Here is a 15,579-nt window from a genome sequence, read left to right as displayed (position 1 = left end):
CTTGATTTTAAGCTAAAATCAACCGCCGGCCATCATTTATATCATTCCTCAAGATATGCCGTAAGTACTAAAGAAGACAGTTCCATTATCAATTCTCAAAACGACACATCTAATGTAAACAGTAGATCTTATAGTTTCAACCCCTTTTTCCAGATAAAATTTAATATTAGCAAAGAAAAAAGAAGGTATTTACTCATGGTGCTGAATTCAGGTAACGTTTATACAAATGCAATAGATACGAAAAGGAATTTAACTTATTTTTCAAAAAACACAGACACTGTTGTACTGGACAATCAAAGTGTCAATAAAAACACTGCTCACAATCTCTTTTCTTTTTTGACCTATGGAACTGGAATCGACAAATACAGCAATCTTTCTCTGAGCTATTCAGTAAACATTGACTCTAAAAATGAATCCTTTTTATTTAGGGATACGGACCCGGGGACAAATATACCGAACGATCCTTCCTACAATTACAGATCGACATCGAAATCTGAAGGATTGAGTATGTCTTACTCCTAAATAAAGGGAAAGTTCAAACTTCCTTATCCGGCTATGTTTTAGCCAGCAAATTAAAACTACATGCTTTATCAGGCGATAATTATAATTTGAAAAAGGATTTTTTAAGTGGAAATTTTAGCTTATTGACAAGATATCAATTATCAGAAAGGAGCCAGATTTCGTCCCAGTATAAATACAACCTTATCATTCCGACCATTTTCCAAATGACCGCGTTTCGTCAATTATAAATCCCGTTACCATTTATATTGGCAATATTAATCTGGAATCATCCAAAAATCATTTTTTTAATGGAAACTACGGTTATTTTAATTCTTTTAGGAATATAACAATTGGTTCCCAGGTCGAATTTTCAATGACTACTAATCCGGTTATCAGTAAGCTTGATATTGATGAACAAGGAAAGACTTATTACAGCAATGTAAATGATCACGATATGGCATTAAAGCAATTTAATGCTAATCTTAATTTTTCAAAAGGCTTGTTAAAAAATTCAGTGATCATAGGTCCCGCAATAAACTATTCATTCAGCAGCTTTTCCGAAATATTGAACAATACTTTGGCAAAAAATAAAATTTCTAATTTTTCAATTGGGGAACGTTGACAAAACAGAACAGAAAGACATTTGATTTTACGCTCCGTTTTAACTTTGGTATTGATGCTGTTATTAATGATAATGTTAAAAGTAAATTCCAAAACCGATTGATGTATGTAACCTCTTCATTTACTATCGATACAAAATTATATTTAGGCAAAGGTTTTCAGATTTCTCAAAGAAGTTCATTGGAACAGTTTGGAAAGGATGTCTATTCAGATAAACTATTAAAACAGAAATATACAAATGTGCAAATAACAAAAGAATTAAATAAGCAGAATATGACAATATCGATAAAGGCCTATGATATCTTTAGCTCCTATAATAATGTAATTCAGAAATTTTCACCTAATAGATTCCTGCAATACAATGAGGGTTTTATTTCGCAGTATTTTCTATTGGGATTAAAGTGGGATTTTAATAAGAAAATATGATGAAGTTATTTCTTATTATAAATTTAATTTTTTTTGGCGCTAAAGGTTGGAGCACAGCCTTTTCAATTTTATGATCAGGGAAAGTAACCTATGAGAGGATTGAAGGAAAATCGAGTACGAAAACATTATATAAGAGCGATTTTACATTAACGTTCAATAAATCAGAATCTTCTTTTGATGCGGTCAAAAATAATGACGATCATCCTTTTCGTGTTCAAAATGCGAAGCTTTTTCGGAAAACGAGGATAAAACTGGTATACAATTAAAATTCTCCGGACAGAATTTTATCATCTTGGATACAGTGAAAAAAATTAAATGGTATTATACTAACGAATTCAGATTAATTGAAGGATACCAATGCCGTAGAATAGATGGCCTGACGGCTGACTCATTATATGTCATCGCATTTTATACAGACGAGATTCCGGTTTCGACAGGACCGTGTTTAATCAGCGGTACACCGGGGCTCGCATTAGGTTTCGTAATTCCGGATTATGGAATACAATATTGGGCAAAGGATATTACATTTAGAAGTATAAAAATTCCAAGCCCTTCAAGTGGTAAGGCTAAAAAAATTACAATTGACGATTTTGGCAAAATAATACAGAATAGCAGTTATAACCTTGGTAATCTATCAATTATAAATATTATTCATTCAATTATTTATTAAAATTAAATGTTATGAAAATTTTATTGTTAAATCTATTTTTGTTAATTACTGCTGTGGCAGCACTTACATTAACATTGTCAGCATCTAACCAATGTGGGACCAATGAAGAATACTCATCTTGTGGACCACAGATGGAACCTACTGTTGATAATCCGGAACCCAGTTCAAGCCCAGGAGCTTGTAAGGCCGGCTGCTTCTGCAAACCAGGCTACTTGAGGGACTATAGTGGCAATTGTGTTGATTCTGAGACTGCCGGCGAAACCTCGAGTACCCCGCCGGTAAAACCATGTACTGCCGGCGGTTGTGGAAGTACGAGCTGTTCAATTGGTACTGATTATCCTGGTGGAATTGGAAACAGTAGAAGTGTAACCGCTGCTTCCGGATATTTTGCATGCTGCTGGAAGACAAGCTGGGAGATCCGGGTGCTCGCTCGTATCCAAATACTCTTTGTCCGGGCTATTAAAATCGGCTTCCGGTTTAATATCACATATAAAAGTATATAAAAGTGTTATTAATCTTTTAACTGACCGATTTGCTCAGGCATATTCATAAATTATTAATAATATTTATAGTGAGGATTCAATAGTAACAACGCAAATAAAAAAGCGATGGTCTTAAGAAGAAGACCATCGCTTTTCGTTTTTATAGTGAATTTCAATGCTCTACTCGTTTGCCATTATTCAAAATCAGGATAAACGAAAATAAATTTGCCTGTATTTATTTGTTCCACAACGGCAAAAGGCGGCATTACTATACCGATTTTAGAATTTCGATTTTCCCCTTTCAATTCTCCTATCAATGTGAATTTCTAGATTTAAAATTGATAATAATGATAATATACCTTCCATAAACTCTTTATGAAGGTGTAAAGAAAAGCGGCGGTTTACCCGCTTTAGTCGTTTTTCATCTACAAAACCAACAATTAATGTAAGTCCCATATCCTTTTCTCCTTCAAATAACAACTTTCTACTTTTTTGCGGCATGCTTCAAAAAATGATTGAAAATAACGTCTTATATTAAATTCCCATTTTGCTTCATAACATGGCTTAATTAAATCTTCACCAATAAAATATTGAACAGGAATTAGGTACTTCATTTTATCATCCAAAGATAGCCTCTTGCTAAATTTTTCTGCATTAGGTCCAGTAAAGTACAAACTGATTTAGCATGTAAAGGCTAGCGCACGGAGCCGAAGTAACAATCTAAATTTCAAAAGCTTTCATTCATTGCTGTGAGGCCTAAGAGCCTTTAAAAATTTAATAATTTAAAAAACTAAAAAATGAATTATTTAAAAACGCCGTTGCAGTGATCTTTTGAGCTCTTTAAAAGAAGGTGAGCCCATAGCTTTGTTCTACTAACATAATTCAACATTTTAGGGTTATAAATGTCAAACTAAAAGCTCTTCAAGTCAAGATGTTTCAATTTGCAACGTGTTCGTTATTAATAAATTACACGTATTTTTGTGGCAATTTAAACCTTATTTTGTGGCAATTTTCATTCATTTTAAAAATTGCCACAAAATTGCCACAAACTTTAGGAGTATTTTTGAAAATTACAGCAATCGCCATAAACAAAAAAACCTGCAAATCATTGATTTTGCAGGATTTATCTATTTTTGTTGCTTTTTGAAAACTTTCGTTTTCGCATCTTGCGGAGAGTGAGGGATTCGAACCCCGAACCTGTGACAGTTAACGGTTTTCAAGACCGCCGCATTCGACCACTCTGCCAACTCTCCGCGACAAAAGTAGAAATTCTGAACAGATTTACAAAACTTATTTTACATTTTTCTTTGTTTAATGTGCCGTTTAGACGATTTATGCCGAAAATATTGCTGGATATCAGGTTTTTATTAAATGTTTTTTTAAAAGAAGACCAACGTTCTGGACTAAAAAATCAGTCCTTTATACAACCAAAGGGGATCGATGGTGAAAGAGATATCCATGGAATTTCTTTGTGCATGGATTTTTTTGTGCCAATATTGAAGTTGGTAGCCTATTTCATTGTATGAAAACAACGATTAAGCATTATTTTGAACAATTGACCCATTAACTTCGTGAACGCTTTTTGTTATATTTGGGTATGGTGAACATGCGCAGTTCGCATTAGGGTTTTTGCCTACAAATACTATTGTCAAGAAACAATTAATTCCTATACACAATGGTCTATTCTAACTTAAATTGGAGATCCTTATCAAAATATACATGGAATACAAGGAGGTTGTTACTAGTCATTTCGGGTGTTTTTTCTCTACTGCCTCCTTAGCCATATTTCAGGATTTTCTGGAAGCAAAGCGAAATGGTTATGCGTTTTATTTTAGCGAATCTTTGTTGTTTAAAACTATTTGGTTCCTGTATATACCTATACTCATGATTTTGTATCGAAAGCTACAAAATAAAGTGCTAGATAGTCGCTCTAATATAATCAAATGGATAAGCGTGCCAGTGGTAATCCATCTCAGCATCTTACCTTTTATTGCAGCGCTGTTCTCGACGGTATTTTTTAACGGCGTGTATGATCTATTTAAATTCTTTTCCTATACACTGACGCATCATCTGGGTGAATTGATCGCAGTATACACCGGCTTTGTCATCGGATATAAGTATCTTATGGAGCCGACGACATCTAAGCAAATGGAAGAAAGTAAACCTGCTTTGGATACAATTGTGATTAACAATGGTAAAGATAATGTGATCATCCAGATAGCGGACATTGTGCAGATTACTGCCGCTACGCCCTATATTTCCATCCACCTTGAAAACAAGAGGTATTTACATGCAGAGACATTAAAAGCTATTTGCGAGCGACTCGACAGCAATACCTTCATTCGGGTACATAAATCGACCATTGTCAATATCTCGAAAGTACGTTCATTTAAATCCCGATTAAATGGTGACTATGATCTGTTGTTGACCGATAGTAGTTCCCTACGACTAAGCAGGACTTATGCTGCCGATTTCAAAACGCGATTTGCCACAGGGACATCGGGTTAAACGATAAACTCATCGGGTCAGGTAATTTGATTTTTGAAGGCTATTTGCCATCCATATCTTCGGGGAAACTTTTAATTTAATAGACGACGAGTTATGGATTTAAAAACAGCATCATCCCCTTGTTCCTTTTGTTGCTCAGCTCAATACTAGGATCTTGCCAAAGTCAGGACTCCAAACATGTAGGTGGCTCCTGTGAAGGATGCGAAGCAATTTTCGAGTACAAGAATAAAATATTGACTCCTGTAGACACGCTTCCGGGATTTCAACATCATGAACCGAAATTAAAGGTTACTGGTACTGTTCTGAAAAGAGATGGTAAAACACCAGCTCAAAATGTGATGGTATACATCTATCATACGAATAGACAGGAGTCTACGAAACTAATGGTGGTGAAACCGGTTGGGCGAAACGACATGGCATATACCGAGGCTGGGTGAAAACGGGGAAAGATGGCAAGTATACTTTCTACACCTTTAGGCCCGGTGCTTATCCGGATGGTGGAGAGCCTGAGCATATTCATATTACGATTAAGGAGCCCAACAAAAATGAATATTATCTGGATGAGTATTTTTTTGATGATGATGTACTGTTGAGCTCAGAACGTCGCAATGCTGCTGAAAACCGTGGCGGCTCGGGGATAGTTCACCCAATAATAGAATCTGGGATACTAACAGTCAGGCGTAATATTATCTTGGGTAAAAATATTCCGTATTATGATTGATGAGTTTGGTTGGGGATTAATTATATGAGCAAAAATAGCCCTATAGATTAATTTTAATAAAATATTTTTGGCATGCTTAGAATAAGGAAAGTTTAATAGGTTGTGCCTCCGCACAACCTATTTTATCCATTTCCCACCCACCACCGCCTCCACCGTTACTACCACTACCTTCTGATCCAGCAGCAATACCATTTTCCAATTCGATTTCCATCGCATTTATTGACGGAGTAACGTATTGTTTTTTCTCGTTCATAATAGTTCTTGTTTAATACTACAATATTTCTGATTTTTAAATTTAAGGCATTGTTTCTCCAGAAAATGATGATAATTATATCATTGAAGATGAAAATCATTCATTTGTGGAATTAAAAATATGCTATGTAAAATTGGGATTGGAATAAGAGCACATTGTGCAATAAAATTACACATTGCCTCAACGAGGAAATAGGGACTAAAATTAAAGGAGCCAGGCGTTCGAATACGGGGCAATCCTTCTGGTTCGAATCCAAATACAACGAAAAAGCCTTTCATTTCTGAAAGGCTTGTTCTGCGGAGAGTGAGGGATAATAAAATGATCCCAAAGGGGAGGCTTCACCATAAAATAAAGCCATTCACTCTGTTCATTTTTTTGTCGTTTATACACTTTTTATCAAACATTGTTTGCAAAAGTCTATAAACGACAAAACCCGACTATCGTCGGGCTTTATTTTTGGTTGCGGAGAGTGAGGGATTTATCGCGTCCCACATCCCCATGCTATAACCCGCGATGATAAAGTTCGAACCCCGGCCAACCCTTCTGGTTCGAATCAACTTATCTGTAAAATAAAGATCCCTCATCTTGCGATGAAGGATCTTTCTGCGGAGAGTGAGGATTCGAACCCCGAACCTGTGACAGTTAACGGTTTTCAAGACCGCCGCATTCGACCACTCTGCCAACTCTCCGCGACAAAAGTAGAAATTCTGAATAGATTTGCAAAACTTATTTTTGCAGCAATGTCTTATGGTTTGAAAATGAGCTAGATTATTTTAAAAAATGCTATGCTGGAATAATCTCGTGGCAGTGTTTTTGATGTTGGCAGCTATTTTATCAATCGGTAGATCGTCCTGGTCTATACCAAAAGGCTCCTCGATGGATTCGCCGATCAATTCAAGTGAAGCTAATACGTAGAGGATAAAAGGCACGGCAACAACAACAAAATATCCGATCGAAAAACATAACCTACAGGAAGTGTCATTGTATAGAAGATAATAAACTTCTTGATAAATGCGCTATAAGCTAATGGAATTGGCGTATTTTTTATCCGTTCACAGGCACCGCATACATTGGTCATGGACACAATCTCCTCATTGAGTATAATTAACTGGTCCCCACTGATAATTCCTTCTTTGTAAAGATCGTTTATCTTCTGGAAAATCATATTGGAAACCTGATTTGGACCATGCTTCTTGCTGTCCAATGCCCTAAGTTCGGGATGCTCATTTTCATCGAGCATAAACTTGGTGTAGTCGGATCGCAAAAAATCGTATAGGGTCTCTGCAAACAGTGGAATAGTTTTCGGAAGAAACTGCGATTGACCTTATCATCCGCATCGAGCATAGCGTTGAGCTTATAGGCAAATGCCCGGCTTATATTGGTCAATGTACCCCATTGCTTGCGTGCCTCCCACCAACGGTCATAGGCCGAGTTGGTTCTAAATACCAACAATAAGGAGATCACAAAACCCAACAGGTTATGGACGATGGTAATGTTTTTAACCCAGCTTCTTTCATTTAATTTGAGATATTCCAATTCGAGGTAGGCTATCCCCAGGAATAGATAGCTATTAAGATAAGAAAAGGTAATAGCTTTATAAAGGTGTCTGATTTATGCAGTTTGAAAGTTGCTGACAGCCAATCTTTAGGGTTGTATACGATCATATACAAAAATATAAATTGTTACGAAAACTTTGCGAGTTAATTGTGATTGCCGTAACTTCATCATCGTATGGCGCAACAGCAATCAAAAAGAACAAAAATAGCAAGAAAAAACAACAACCTCGCGAGACCAAATGGATATGGATGATTGTGGGAATGTTAATGTTTTTCTTATTTCTTGTTGCATGGCACTATAAAGCCGGAATAATGTATTACTTCCGTGTGGCAACATCCAAAAATAAATCCTTAACAAAGGAGGCTAAGTATGATATCCGTAATATTGAAATCATGAGTAAGCATGATGACAAAGTGTTTGGTATTGATGTTTCGACCTATCAGGAAGATATCGACTGGCAGAAAGTGAATACGATCAACGATCAATTTCCCATTGACTTTGTATTTATCCGGGCGACGATGGGGAGAAGGGTATAGATGATAAATTTAGCCGCAATTGGTCCAAAATACGTAACCGGGCTATTTTACGGGGTGCATACCATTATTTTCGGCCAAATGAAAACTCGGTCAAACAGGCCAAAAATTTTATCCGTAAGGTTCAGCTCCATCCAGGCGATCTTCCCCCTGTACTCGATATCGAGGAGCATCCAAAACAGCAATCCATGGATAGCCTGAAAGTGGGATTGAAACGTTGGCTCGACGAGGTGGAAGCACATTATAAAGTCAAACCTATCCTATACTCCGGGGATAAGTTCTATAGTGATTTTTTAGAAAAGGAATTCGCAAACTATACCCTCTGGATCGCCAACTATAATTTTTGGATCGAAAATCCAAAAGAGCATTGGGCATTTTGGCAATTTTCAGAAAAAGGCTCGGTGGCCGGTATCCGTGGAAATGTCGATTTAAATATCTACAACGGTAAAATAACGGAATTGGAAAAATTACTTATTCCCTTTAAATAGCAAATAAGATGAACAGAATTTTAGTGGCCGCATTGATAGGGGTGTTTTTATATGTCCTGGTGCTCTGTCAGCTAATGCAAAATCAAATCTACAGCAAAAGAATCACATTATACCACAGCTGATTTACCATTACTTGCCTTGAAGCAATTTAAAAAACTGCGTAAACAGCATGATGTGACGGTTTTGGATACACGGTCAGGTGATGATTTCTTAAAGGCTTTCATTCCAGGATCGATCAATGTGGGTTTTAAGGGGCCATTTGATACTTTCTTGAAACAGGTTGTCCCTGATAAAAACCAAAAGCTCTTAATTGTTGCTGAGGAGCAAGATCGTACTGCGGTGGCGGAGCGTCTAGCGCAATTGGGCTATACAGGTGCTATCGGTATATTGGATGGAGGTATAGACCACTGGAAAGAACGGGAACCTGTAGATGCTGTCACAAACCTAAGCGCAGGAAGATTTGGAGAAAGATCAGATCCAGGTCATATTGTGGATGTACGGACAGTGAAAGAATTTGATAAAGGACATATTGACAATGCAATGAACATTCCCTTGACGGATTTCATTAATTTTGGTAAAACGCTAGAAAAAGATAATAAGCCGCTTTATGTGCATTGTCAATCAGGGTATCGCAGTGCGGTTGCCGTTTCTATTTTGCGTGCAAAAGGATTTAAAAATGTGTGCAATATTCAGGGTGGATATAAGGCATTGAAAGATGAAATAAAGGAGAATTAATAATGGCAACTTTTGACCAGATTATTCAATCAAATTCGCTGGTGTTAGTGGATTTTTTTGCGACGTGGTGCGGTCCATGCCAGACGATGGCGCCGGTGTTACAGGATGTAAAGGAATTTTATCAGGAGGATCTATCGATTATAAAAATAGATGTGGATAAGAATCCAAAAATTGCTTCCATTTATAAAGTAAGTGGAGTACCTACTTTTATATTATTTAAAAATGGTCAACAGCTGTGGCGCCAGAGTGGGATGATCCCAAAGATGGAATTGCATAAGCTGATCGACCAGGCGAAATAAATCGATGGGTAAAAAAATAAGGCGTTCAATCAAATTGAACGCCTTATTTTTTAATGATTCTCTGGTTTTGATAGGTAGTGTTATATAGCACTAAATATTAAAACTCATCATCATCGTCGAATTCATCCAATCCTTCAATTTCAGGAATTTCGAAATCATCGTTTTCGAAATCATCATCGTCGTCATCAGGTCCATTGAAAGACGCGAATTTTACTTCTTCAAGATCTTCGTTAGCTAATATTGCCGTGTTCATAAAATAATACTTTATTGTTGCTTATTCAATGTTGTAAAATTAGAGAAGAAAACTATTTTTTAAAACTTTTTTAAAAAAAAATATAGCCCTTTATTTTTCTGCTAATCAATATGTTGAATTGTTTTTTAAAAATAAAAATTTATTTTATTTTATTTACTCATTTGTTTCGCCAATTGCATTGTCTTCTGTAACGATATCTTTTAGCTGCGGAAGATCACGAACACCATTGATTCCGAAATGATCCATAAACTGTTGGCTGGTCGCGTACAACAATGGTTTGCCTATTGTATCGGCTTTTCCAGCTATTTTGATCAGTTTCTTTTCCAGTAGTCTTTGGATAGAATAATCACAACTGACACCTCTGATCTGCTCAACTTTCAGTTTGGTAATCGGCTGTCTGTATGCGATAATGGCAAGTGTTTCCAGAGCCGATTGACTGAGCTTGCGCTTGTTGTTGTGATTTTGTAATTGCTGTATCGCTTCGTGATAGATCGCTTTGGTCAGAAACTGATATGAATTATTGATATACCGCAGCTCCAATACCTGGTCTTCATCCTGATATTTGTCTTCAATCTTTTGATCAATTCACGCAACTCTTCTTTCGATACTTCAATAGCCAAGGCTTCTTGTAGAATCTGTTTGATATCGGCAAGATCTATTCCTTCTGCAGAAGCAAAAATAATTGCTTCGATATTTCTAATGACGTCTTTCAATGTAGGGTATTAATAGTTAATGACTTGTTCGACCATGTGCGCAGGCAGTTCTCTGAAATCATATTTTTGCGTTCTCAATTGCGGTTCAAAACCCGCTTCCAGAATCGCTTCCTGTATTGACTTAGAGGTGAACCGATGGGGAGCACCCGCTGCCGAAACGACATTTTCTTCGATCATAATGGATCCAAAATCGTTAGCGCCAGCATGCAAGCACAATTGGGCGGTACGTTTTCCAACCGTAAGCCAGGATGCCTGGATATTTTTGATATTCGGTAACATGATTCGGCTCAAAGCGATCATACGGATATACTCTTCACTGGTAACATCATTGGTAATGCCACGGAGTCTCTTTAATAAGGTGCCATCATCTTGGAAAGGCCAAGGTATAAAGGCGATAAAACCATAAGAATCGGCCGGTTTTTCATCTTGCACTTCTCTGATCCATACCAGATGTTCGAAACGCTCTTCAATAGTTTCAATATGTCCAAACATCATGGTAGCGGAACTAGGTAAATTGATCTTGTGCGCTGCACGCATCACATCGAGCCATTCCTTACCTCCACATTTTCCTTTGGATATCAAACGTCTCACACGGTCATTGAGAATTTCGGCCCCAGCACCAGGCAATGAATCCAGACCCGCTTCTTTCAGCTGGGTCAATACCTCGATATGGCTCATATTTTCCAGTTTAGAAATATGGGCGATTTCCGGTGGGCCGAGTGAATGGAGTTTCAGTGTAGGGTAAAGTTCCTTTAACTGTCTATATAGATTTTTGTAGAATTCAATACCTAAATCCGGATGGTGCCCTCCCTGTAGCAAAAGTTGGTCGCCTCCAAATTTAAATGTCTCTTCGATCTTTTGTTTGTAACTCTCGATATCGGTGATGTAACTGTCTTCATGCCCGGGGCGACGAAAGAAATTGCAGAACTTGCAGTTTGCAATACAGACATTGGTCGTATTGACATTCCTATCGATCTGCCAGGTTACCTTGCCATGTGGCACTTGTATCTTGCGCAATTCATTGGCTACGAAAGTCAAATCAGCTGTAGGTGCATTCTGATATAAAAAAACACCCTCTTCCTTGGAAAGGAACTCAAATCGGAGCGCCCGTTCTAATAAACTACTTACATTCATCAAAACAAATATAAGTACCTTTTGGCGGATTTAAATGTATTTGGCGAATATTTGACATTCCGACTTGATATTGAGCGGAAAGGAGATGACCTAAATTTCCTTAAGTTTCTTTTGTAACAAAAATATAGCTATTTAGCTTAGTGTAAGAATTACAATAACTTGATTTATAGTATTTTGTGATTTAAAGTAAGAATTTTCTTTTTTTATATTTTTATTCTTTACATTTATTTAACAGATTTTAACATTTCTGGAAATAACCAAACTAAAATTGAAAATGATAACCAAAGTGATTCATAATCAGTGATAATGTATATTGTCTCTGTTGGAGTCGAACGACCAAAACTTAAATAAACCAATACCAAGCTAAACAAACAGATAAATAAACATAAATTTTTTAAACCACCTATTTAAAATTATGATGAAAAAAACGGACAAAAATTGCTGTTTTGATCTCATATTGGGCCAAAAGTTCAATAAGAGGTTCTTGCTGATGAGTTCTCTACTCATCGCAGGCGGAATGACTGCTCAGGTATCTGCCAAAGGAGCTGTTGCTCATGGTCGAGTTGAAGTCGTTTCGTTGGTGAAAACTAAAGGGTTGCAGGAGATACCCATTAAGGGTGTTGTAAAAGATGCCACCACAAGCCAGGTAATTACCGGTGTATCGGTTAAAATCAAAGGAACCAGTAAGGGAACATCGACAGACGCGGATGGTGCATTTACGATCCAGGGAAAAGTCGGTGATGTATTGGTCGTGAGTTACATCGGTTACTCAAGCGCTGAAGTCACAGTCACGGGAAAGGCTGATCTGACAATTTCATTGAACCCTTCACAAGATGCGTTAGAAGAAGTCGTAGTGACAGGTTATTCAACGCAACGTAAGAAGGATCTGACGGGATCTGTCGCTGTCGTCAATACAGACCAATTGAAAAGCACGCCAGCGGCAAGTGCTGTAGAGTCCTTGCAAGGCCGTGCAACAGGGGTTCAGGTTGTGACAGATGGTGCTCCGGGGTCTACACCACAGATTAAAATCCGTGGTTATAGTACAATTAATAATAACGAACCACTTTATGTGATCGACGGAGTGCCATTTGAAGGTAAATTGAGCTGGTTGAATCAGAATGATATTGAAACAATGCAAGTGCTGAAAGATGCATCGGCAGCATCAATCTATGGTTCACGGGCAAATAATGGTGTTGTTATTATCACAACCAAGTCCGGTAAGTCCGGGAAACCACAAATTAATTTTGATGCTTACTATGGCGTACAAGTACCTAATAGTGGCCGTTTCCCAAAAATGTTAAGTCCGCAGCAGATTTATGATCTAAATGGTAACAAAGACCCGCTACCTGACTATTTGTTGGCTGGCGCGGTATCGGGCAACAAAGTGACACCTGCAGATGCGGATATGTCCAAATATAATTATGCGGATAATAAGGAGGAATTTTATCAAATTACCAAAGCGAATAAAGCAGGGACCGACTGGTTTAAAGAATTGAGTCAGAAAGCACCCACACAGTCTTACCAATTAAATGCTGTGGGTGGTGGTGAAAATGCATCTTATGCTGTGTCGGGAGGATATTTGGGCCAAAAAGGAACGGTAATCCATACGGGATTCGAACGCTTTAATGTACGTTCAAATACGAATTTTTCCGCTTTTAATAAAAAACTGCGTTTTGGCGAAAATATGCAGTATAGCATGACCAAAGGGCATGGTATCGGTGTAAATACAAATACCGCCGGCGATTATATCGGAGAAGGTAGTGCGATTGGATTCGCATATCGTATCAAGAATATTATTCCAGTATATGATGAAGGTGGTAATTTCGCGGGCTCTAGAGGCGGCTGGGGAAATGGTGAGAATCCCGTAGCGATTGCTTACCGCGCTAAAGATAATATGAACAAAAGCAATTTCTTTTTCGGTAATGCTTTTGGAGAATATGATATAGTAAAAGGATTAACATTTAGAACAAGCTTTGGTATCAAATATGAGAATTATTACAATTTAAGTTATACCTATCCCAACCTTGAGTTTACAGAGGGAAGCGCAAACAGTGCATCGTCAGAAACCTCAGGTTATAATACAGAATGGACCTGGACAAATACAATGAACTATAAGGCTAATTTTAATGATACCCATAGTTTGAATGTATTATTAGGAACGGAAGCCATTGACAATACCTATCGTCAGGTCCAAGGTAATGGAAATGGTTACTTCATTACAAATTCTACGGATTTCTTTTATGTAAGTCAGGCTTCAAAAAATTCGGCAGCAAGTGAAGGTGCTCTGGGATCGTTGTTCTCCATTTTTGGAAAAGTAGATTATTCCTATAAAGATCGTTATATCTTAAGTGGAACAGTTCGAAGAGATGGATCATCAAATTTTGGTTCCAAAAACAAGTATGGTACTTTTCCTGGGGTGAGTGGTGCATGGCGGGTATCGCAAGAGGAGTTTATGAAGAGTGTAAGCTGGTTAAATGACCTGAAATTGAGAGCGGGTTACGGTATTACAGGTAACCAACGTATTCCATCTTATCAATACCTAAAACGTTATGCTACTTCTATTAATTCGGCTTCTTATCCGATAAATAATGAGTTAGTAAACGGTCTGTGGATCAGTGATTATCAAAATGAGAATGTAAAATGGGAACAGGTTGCTTCATTAAACCTGGGATTGGACTTCTCTATTTTGGGCGGTAAAATTGATGGTGCTTTTGACTGGTATAATAAGAAAACTTCAGATATGTTATTTGCATTGCCACTGCCAGCAACAGCTGTTGGCCGGGCGGCTTCTCCTTATGTAAATATTGGGGATATGCAAAATAAAGGGGTGGAGTTCTCGTTGAATTATCACCATAAAGAGAGTGATCCGAACAAACTCAACTTTGATATTGGTGCAAATATTTCAAGGAATAAAAATACCATTGTTGGTTTAGCTCCAGGTATTAACGATGTCGTGTATGGCGCATTTAGAAGTATGGAAACTTCTATCCTGAGAACTGGACAACCCTTTGGTGCCTTCTATGGATTCAAAGTTGCTGGGATTTATCAGAACGAAGCTGAGTTGAAGCAATATCCTTCTTACGAAAAAGCCCGCGTTGGAGGTTTTAGATTTGAAGATGTAAATGGCGATGGGATTATAGATGCAAAAGATAATACTGTTATCGGAAGTCCACATCCAGATTTTACCTATTCGCTGAATATCAATGCCAATTACAGAAACTTTGACCTTATGATGTACTTCTATGGTTCGAAGGGAAACAAAAACTATGAAGCAACACGCTACTTTACGGATTTCGGTGTATTTGATGGCCAAAAGAGCGTACGTGTTCTCGATGCTTGGAGTACCGATAATAGAGGTAGTCTAATTCCTTCACAAACGAAAGAAGAAGTTTCTGCCAATGAATATGCGTCTTCAAGCTATTTCGTACAGGATGCGAGCTTCTTCAAGATGAAGAATTTACAAATTGGTTATAATTTTTCTACAGATAAACTCTTTGGTGCGAATACAGGGGTGAAAAAATTAAGAGCCTATATCGGAGTAACAAATCTATTTACGATTACAAAATACGAGGGGCTTGATCCGGAAGTATCGGCAACATCATCGGACTATCCAGCATTGGGTGTTGATTTTGGGGTGTACCCACAATCTAGGCAATATATGTTGGGCGTAAGTTTAGGTTTTTAA

At 37.5% G+C, this 15,579-nt stretch carries 18 protein-coding genes, 2 tRNA genes and 2 pseudogenes; 12 read left to right on the top strand and 10 right to left on the bottom strand.

Going from position 1 to position 15,579, the window contains the following annotated elements:
- Positions 1 to 874: 874 nt before the first annotated feature.
- The 4 genes and pseudogenes from KUH03_RS11565 (at position 875) to KUH03_RS11550 (ending at position 2,721) form a co-directional block, all read left to right on the top strand.
- Positions 875 to 1,123, top strand: coding sequence for a hypothetical protein (locus KUH03_RS11565; RefSeq protein ID WP_257093459.1), 249 nt, complete (start codon positions 875 to 877; stop codon positions 1,121 to 1,123).
- Positions 1,120 to 1,548 (top strand): hypothetical protein, encoded by a 429-nt coding sequence (locus tag KUH03_RS11560; protein ID WP_257093457.1) that lies wholly within the window; start codon positions 1,120 to 1,122, stop codon positions 1,546 to 1,548. Before KUH03_RS11565 ends, KUH03_RS11560 begins: the two co-directional genes overlap by 4 nt.
- Before the next feature lie 250 nt (positions 1,549 to 1,798).
- A pseudogene (locus tag KUH03_RS11555) lies at positions 1,799 to 2,218 on the top strand (GLPGLI family protein); the annotation flags it as partial.
- A gap of 11 nt (positions 2,219 to 2,229) precedes the next feature.
- The gene (locus KUH03_RS11550) at positions 2,230 to 2,721 is read left to right on the top strand and encodes a trypsin inhibitor-like cysteine-rich domain-containing protein (RefSeq protein WP_257093455.1); all 492 of its coding nucleotides are present in this window, start codon (positions 2,230 to 2,232) and stop codon (positions 2,719 to 2,721) included.
- Between the two features lie 258 nt (positions 2,722 to 2,979).
- On the opposite strand, the gene KUH03_RS11545 is transcribed toward KUH03_RS11550, so the two are convergent.
- Both KUH03_RS11545 and KUH03_RS11540 read right to left on the bottom strand, forming a co-directional pair.
- Complete coding sequence (locus KUH03_RS11545; RefSeq protein ID WP_257093453.1) at positions 2,980 to 3,180, bottom strand: hypothetical protein; 201 nt, start codon at positions 3,178 to 3,180, stop codon at positions 2,980 to 2,982.
- Between the two features lie 689 nt (positions 3,181 to 3,869).
- Positions 3,870 to 3,953, bottom strand: a tRNA-Ser gene (locus tag KUH03_RS11540).
- A 700-nt stretch (positions 3,954 to 4,653) separates the two neighbouring features.
- On the opposite strand from KUH03_RS11540, the gene KUH03_RS11535 reads away from it, so the two are divergent.
- From KUH03_RS11535 to KUH03_RS11525, 3 genes are all read left to right on the top strand, one after another.
- The gene (locus tag KUH03_RS11535; RefSeq protein WP_257093452.1) at positions 4,654 to 5,208 is read left to right on the top strand and encodes a LytTR family DNA-binding domain-containing protein; all 555 of its coding nucleotides are present in this window, start codon (positions 4,654 to 4,656) and stop codon (positions 5,206 to 5,208) included.
- Positions 5,209 to 5,441: 233 nt separating this feature from the next.
- On the top strand, positions 5,442 to 5,645 hold the full coding sequence (locus tag KUH03_RS11530; protein ID WP_257093450.1) for a hypothetical protein: 204 nt from the start codon (positions 5,442 to 5,444) through the stop codon (positions 5,643 to 5,645).
- A complete protein-coding gene (locus KUH03_RS11525; RefSeq protein WP_257093448.1) occupies positions 5,642 to 5,929 on the top strand; it encodes a hypothetical protein in 288 nt (95 codons plus the stop codon). The genes KUH03_RS11530 and KUH03_RS11525 overlap by 4 nt, the downstream gene beginning before the upstream one ends.
- Before the next feature lie 76 nt (positions 5,930 to 6,005).
- On the opposite strand, the gene KUH03_RS11520 is transcribed toward KUH03_RS11525, so the two are convergent.
- From KUH03_RS11520 to KUH03_RS45795, 4 genes and pseudogenes are all read right to left on the bottom strand, one after another.
- On the bottom strand, positions 6,006 to 6,182 hold the full coding sequence (locus tag KUH03_RS11520; RefSeq protein WP_257093446.1) for a hypothetical protein: 177 nt from the start codon (positions 6,180 to 6,182) through the stop codon (positions 6,006 to 6,008).
- Between the two features lie 606 nt (positions 6,183 to 6,788).
- Positions 6,789 to 6,871, bottom strand: a tRNA-Ser gene (locus KUH03_RS11515).
- An 84-nt stretch (positions 6,872 to 6,955) separates the two neighbouring features.
- Positions 6,956 to 7,347 (bottom strand): annotated as a pseudogene (locus tag KUH03_RS45800) (bestrophin family ion channel).
- A complete protein-coding gene (locus KUH03_RS45795) occupies positions 7,344 to 7,718 on the bottom strand; it encodes a bestrophin family ion channel (RefSeq protein WP_306429554.1) in 375 nt (124 codons plus the stop codon). The pseudogene KUH03_RS45800 and the gene KUH03_RS45795 overlap by 4 nt, the downstream one beginning before the upstream one ends.
- Before the next feature lie 170 nt (positions 7,719 to 7,888).
- Here KUH03_RS45795 and KUH03_RS11505 point away from each other — a divergent pair, with 170 nt between their 5' ends.
- From KUH03_RS11505 to trxA, 4 genes are all read left to right on the top strand, one after another.
- Positions 7,889 to 8,275, top strand: a complete 387-nt coding sequence (locus tag KUH03_RS11505; protein WP_257093445.1) for a hypothetical protein — start codon at positions 7,889 to 7,891, stop codon at positions 8,273 to 8,275.
- On the top strand, positions 8,242 to 8,760 hold the full coding sequence (locus KUH03_RS11500) for a glycoside hydrolase family 25 protein (protein WP_306429731.1): 519 nt from the start codon (positions 8,242 to 8,244) through the stop codon (positions 8,758 to 8,760). Before KUH03_RS11505 ends, KUH03_RS11500 begins: the two co-directional genes overlap by 34 nt.
- A 138-nt stretch (positions 8,761 to 8,898) precedes the next feature.
- Positions 8,899 to 9,495 carry a rhodanese-like domain-containing protein gene (locus KUH03_RS11495; protein WP_257093443.1) on the top strand — a complete coding sequence of 199 codons (597 nt, stop codon included), beginning with the start codon at positions 8,899 to 8,901 and terminating at the stop codon, positions 9,493 to 9,495.
- 2 nt (positions 9,496 to 9,497) lie between these two features.
- Positions 9,498 to 9,794 (top strand): thioredoxin, encoded by a 297-nt coding sequence (trxA, locus tag KUH03_RS11490; RefSeq protein ID WP_104385868.1) that lies wholly within the window; start codon positions 9,498 to 9,500, stop codon positions 9,792 to 9,794.
- Positions 9,795 to 9,891: 97 nt separating this feature from the next.
- Here the strand turns inward: trxA and KUH03_RS11485 are convergent, their stop codons facing one another.
- The 4 genes from KUH03_RS11485 to mqnC form a co-directional block, all read right to left on the bottom strand.
- Positions 9,892 to 10,047, bottom strand: a complete 156-nt coding sequence (locus KUH03_RS11485; protein WP_257093441.1) for a hypothetical protein — start codon at positions 10,045 to 10,047, stop codon at positions 9,892 to 9,894.
- A 153-nt stretch (positions 10,048 to 10,200) separates the two neighbouring features.
- Positions 10,201 to 10,587 (bottom strand): SMC-Scp complex subunit ScpB, encoded by a 387-nt coding sequence (gene scpB, locus KUH03_RS11480; protein ID WP_257093439.1) that lies wholly within the window; start codon positions 10,585 to 10,587, stop codon positions 10,201 to 10,203.
- Positions 10,548 to 10,760 carry a hypothetical protein gene (locus tag KUH03_RS11475; RefSeq protein WP_257093436.1) on the bottom strand — a complete coding sequence of 71 codons (213 nt, stop codon included), beginning with the start codon at positions 10,758 to 10,760 and terminating at the stop codon, positions 10,548 to 10,550. Before KUH03_RS11475 ends, scpB begins: the two co-directional genes overlap by 40 nt.
- 9 nt (positions 10,761 to 10,769) lie before the next feature.
- Positions 10,770 to 11,894 carry a cyclic dehypoxanthinyl futalosine synthase gene (gene mqnC, locus KUH03_RS11470; RefSeq protein WP_120259395.1) on the bottom strand — a complete coding sequence of 375 codons (1,125 nt, stop codon included), beginning with the start codon at positions 11,892 to 11,894 and terminating at the stop codon, positions 10,770 to 10,772.
- A gap of 415 nt (positions 11,895 to 12,309) precedes the next feature.
- Here mqnC and KUH03_RS11465 point away from each other — a divergent pair, with 415 nt between their 5' ends.
- Positions 12,310 to 15,579 carry a TonB-dependent receptor gene (locus KUH03_RS11465; RefSeq protein WP_257093434.1) on the top strand — a complete coding sequence of 1,090 codons (3,270 nt, stop codon included), beginning with the start codon at positions 12,310 to 12,312 and terminating at the stop codon, positions 15,577 to 15,579.

The sequence above is a fragment of the Sphingobacterium sp. E70 genome (genome assembly GCF_019285695.1).
GTDB lineage: Bacteria > Bacteroidota > Bacteroidia > Sphingobacteriales > Sphingobacteriaceae > Sphingobacterium > Sphingobacterium detergens.
The sequence above is the reverse complement of the archived record's forward strand: the minus strand, read 5'-3'. Positions and strand labels throughout refer to the sequence as shown.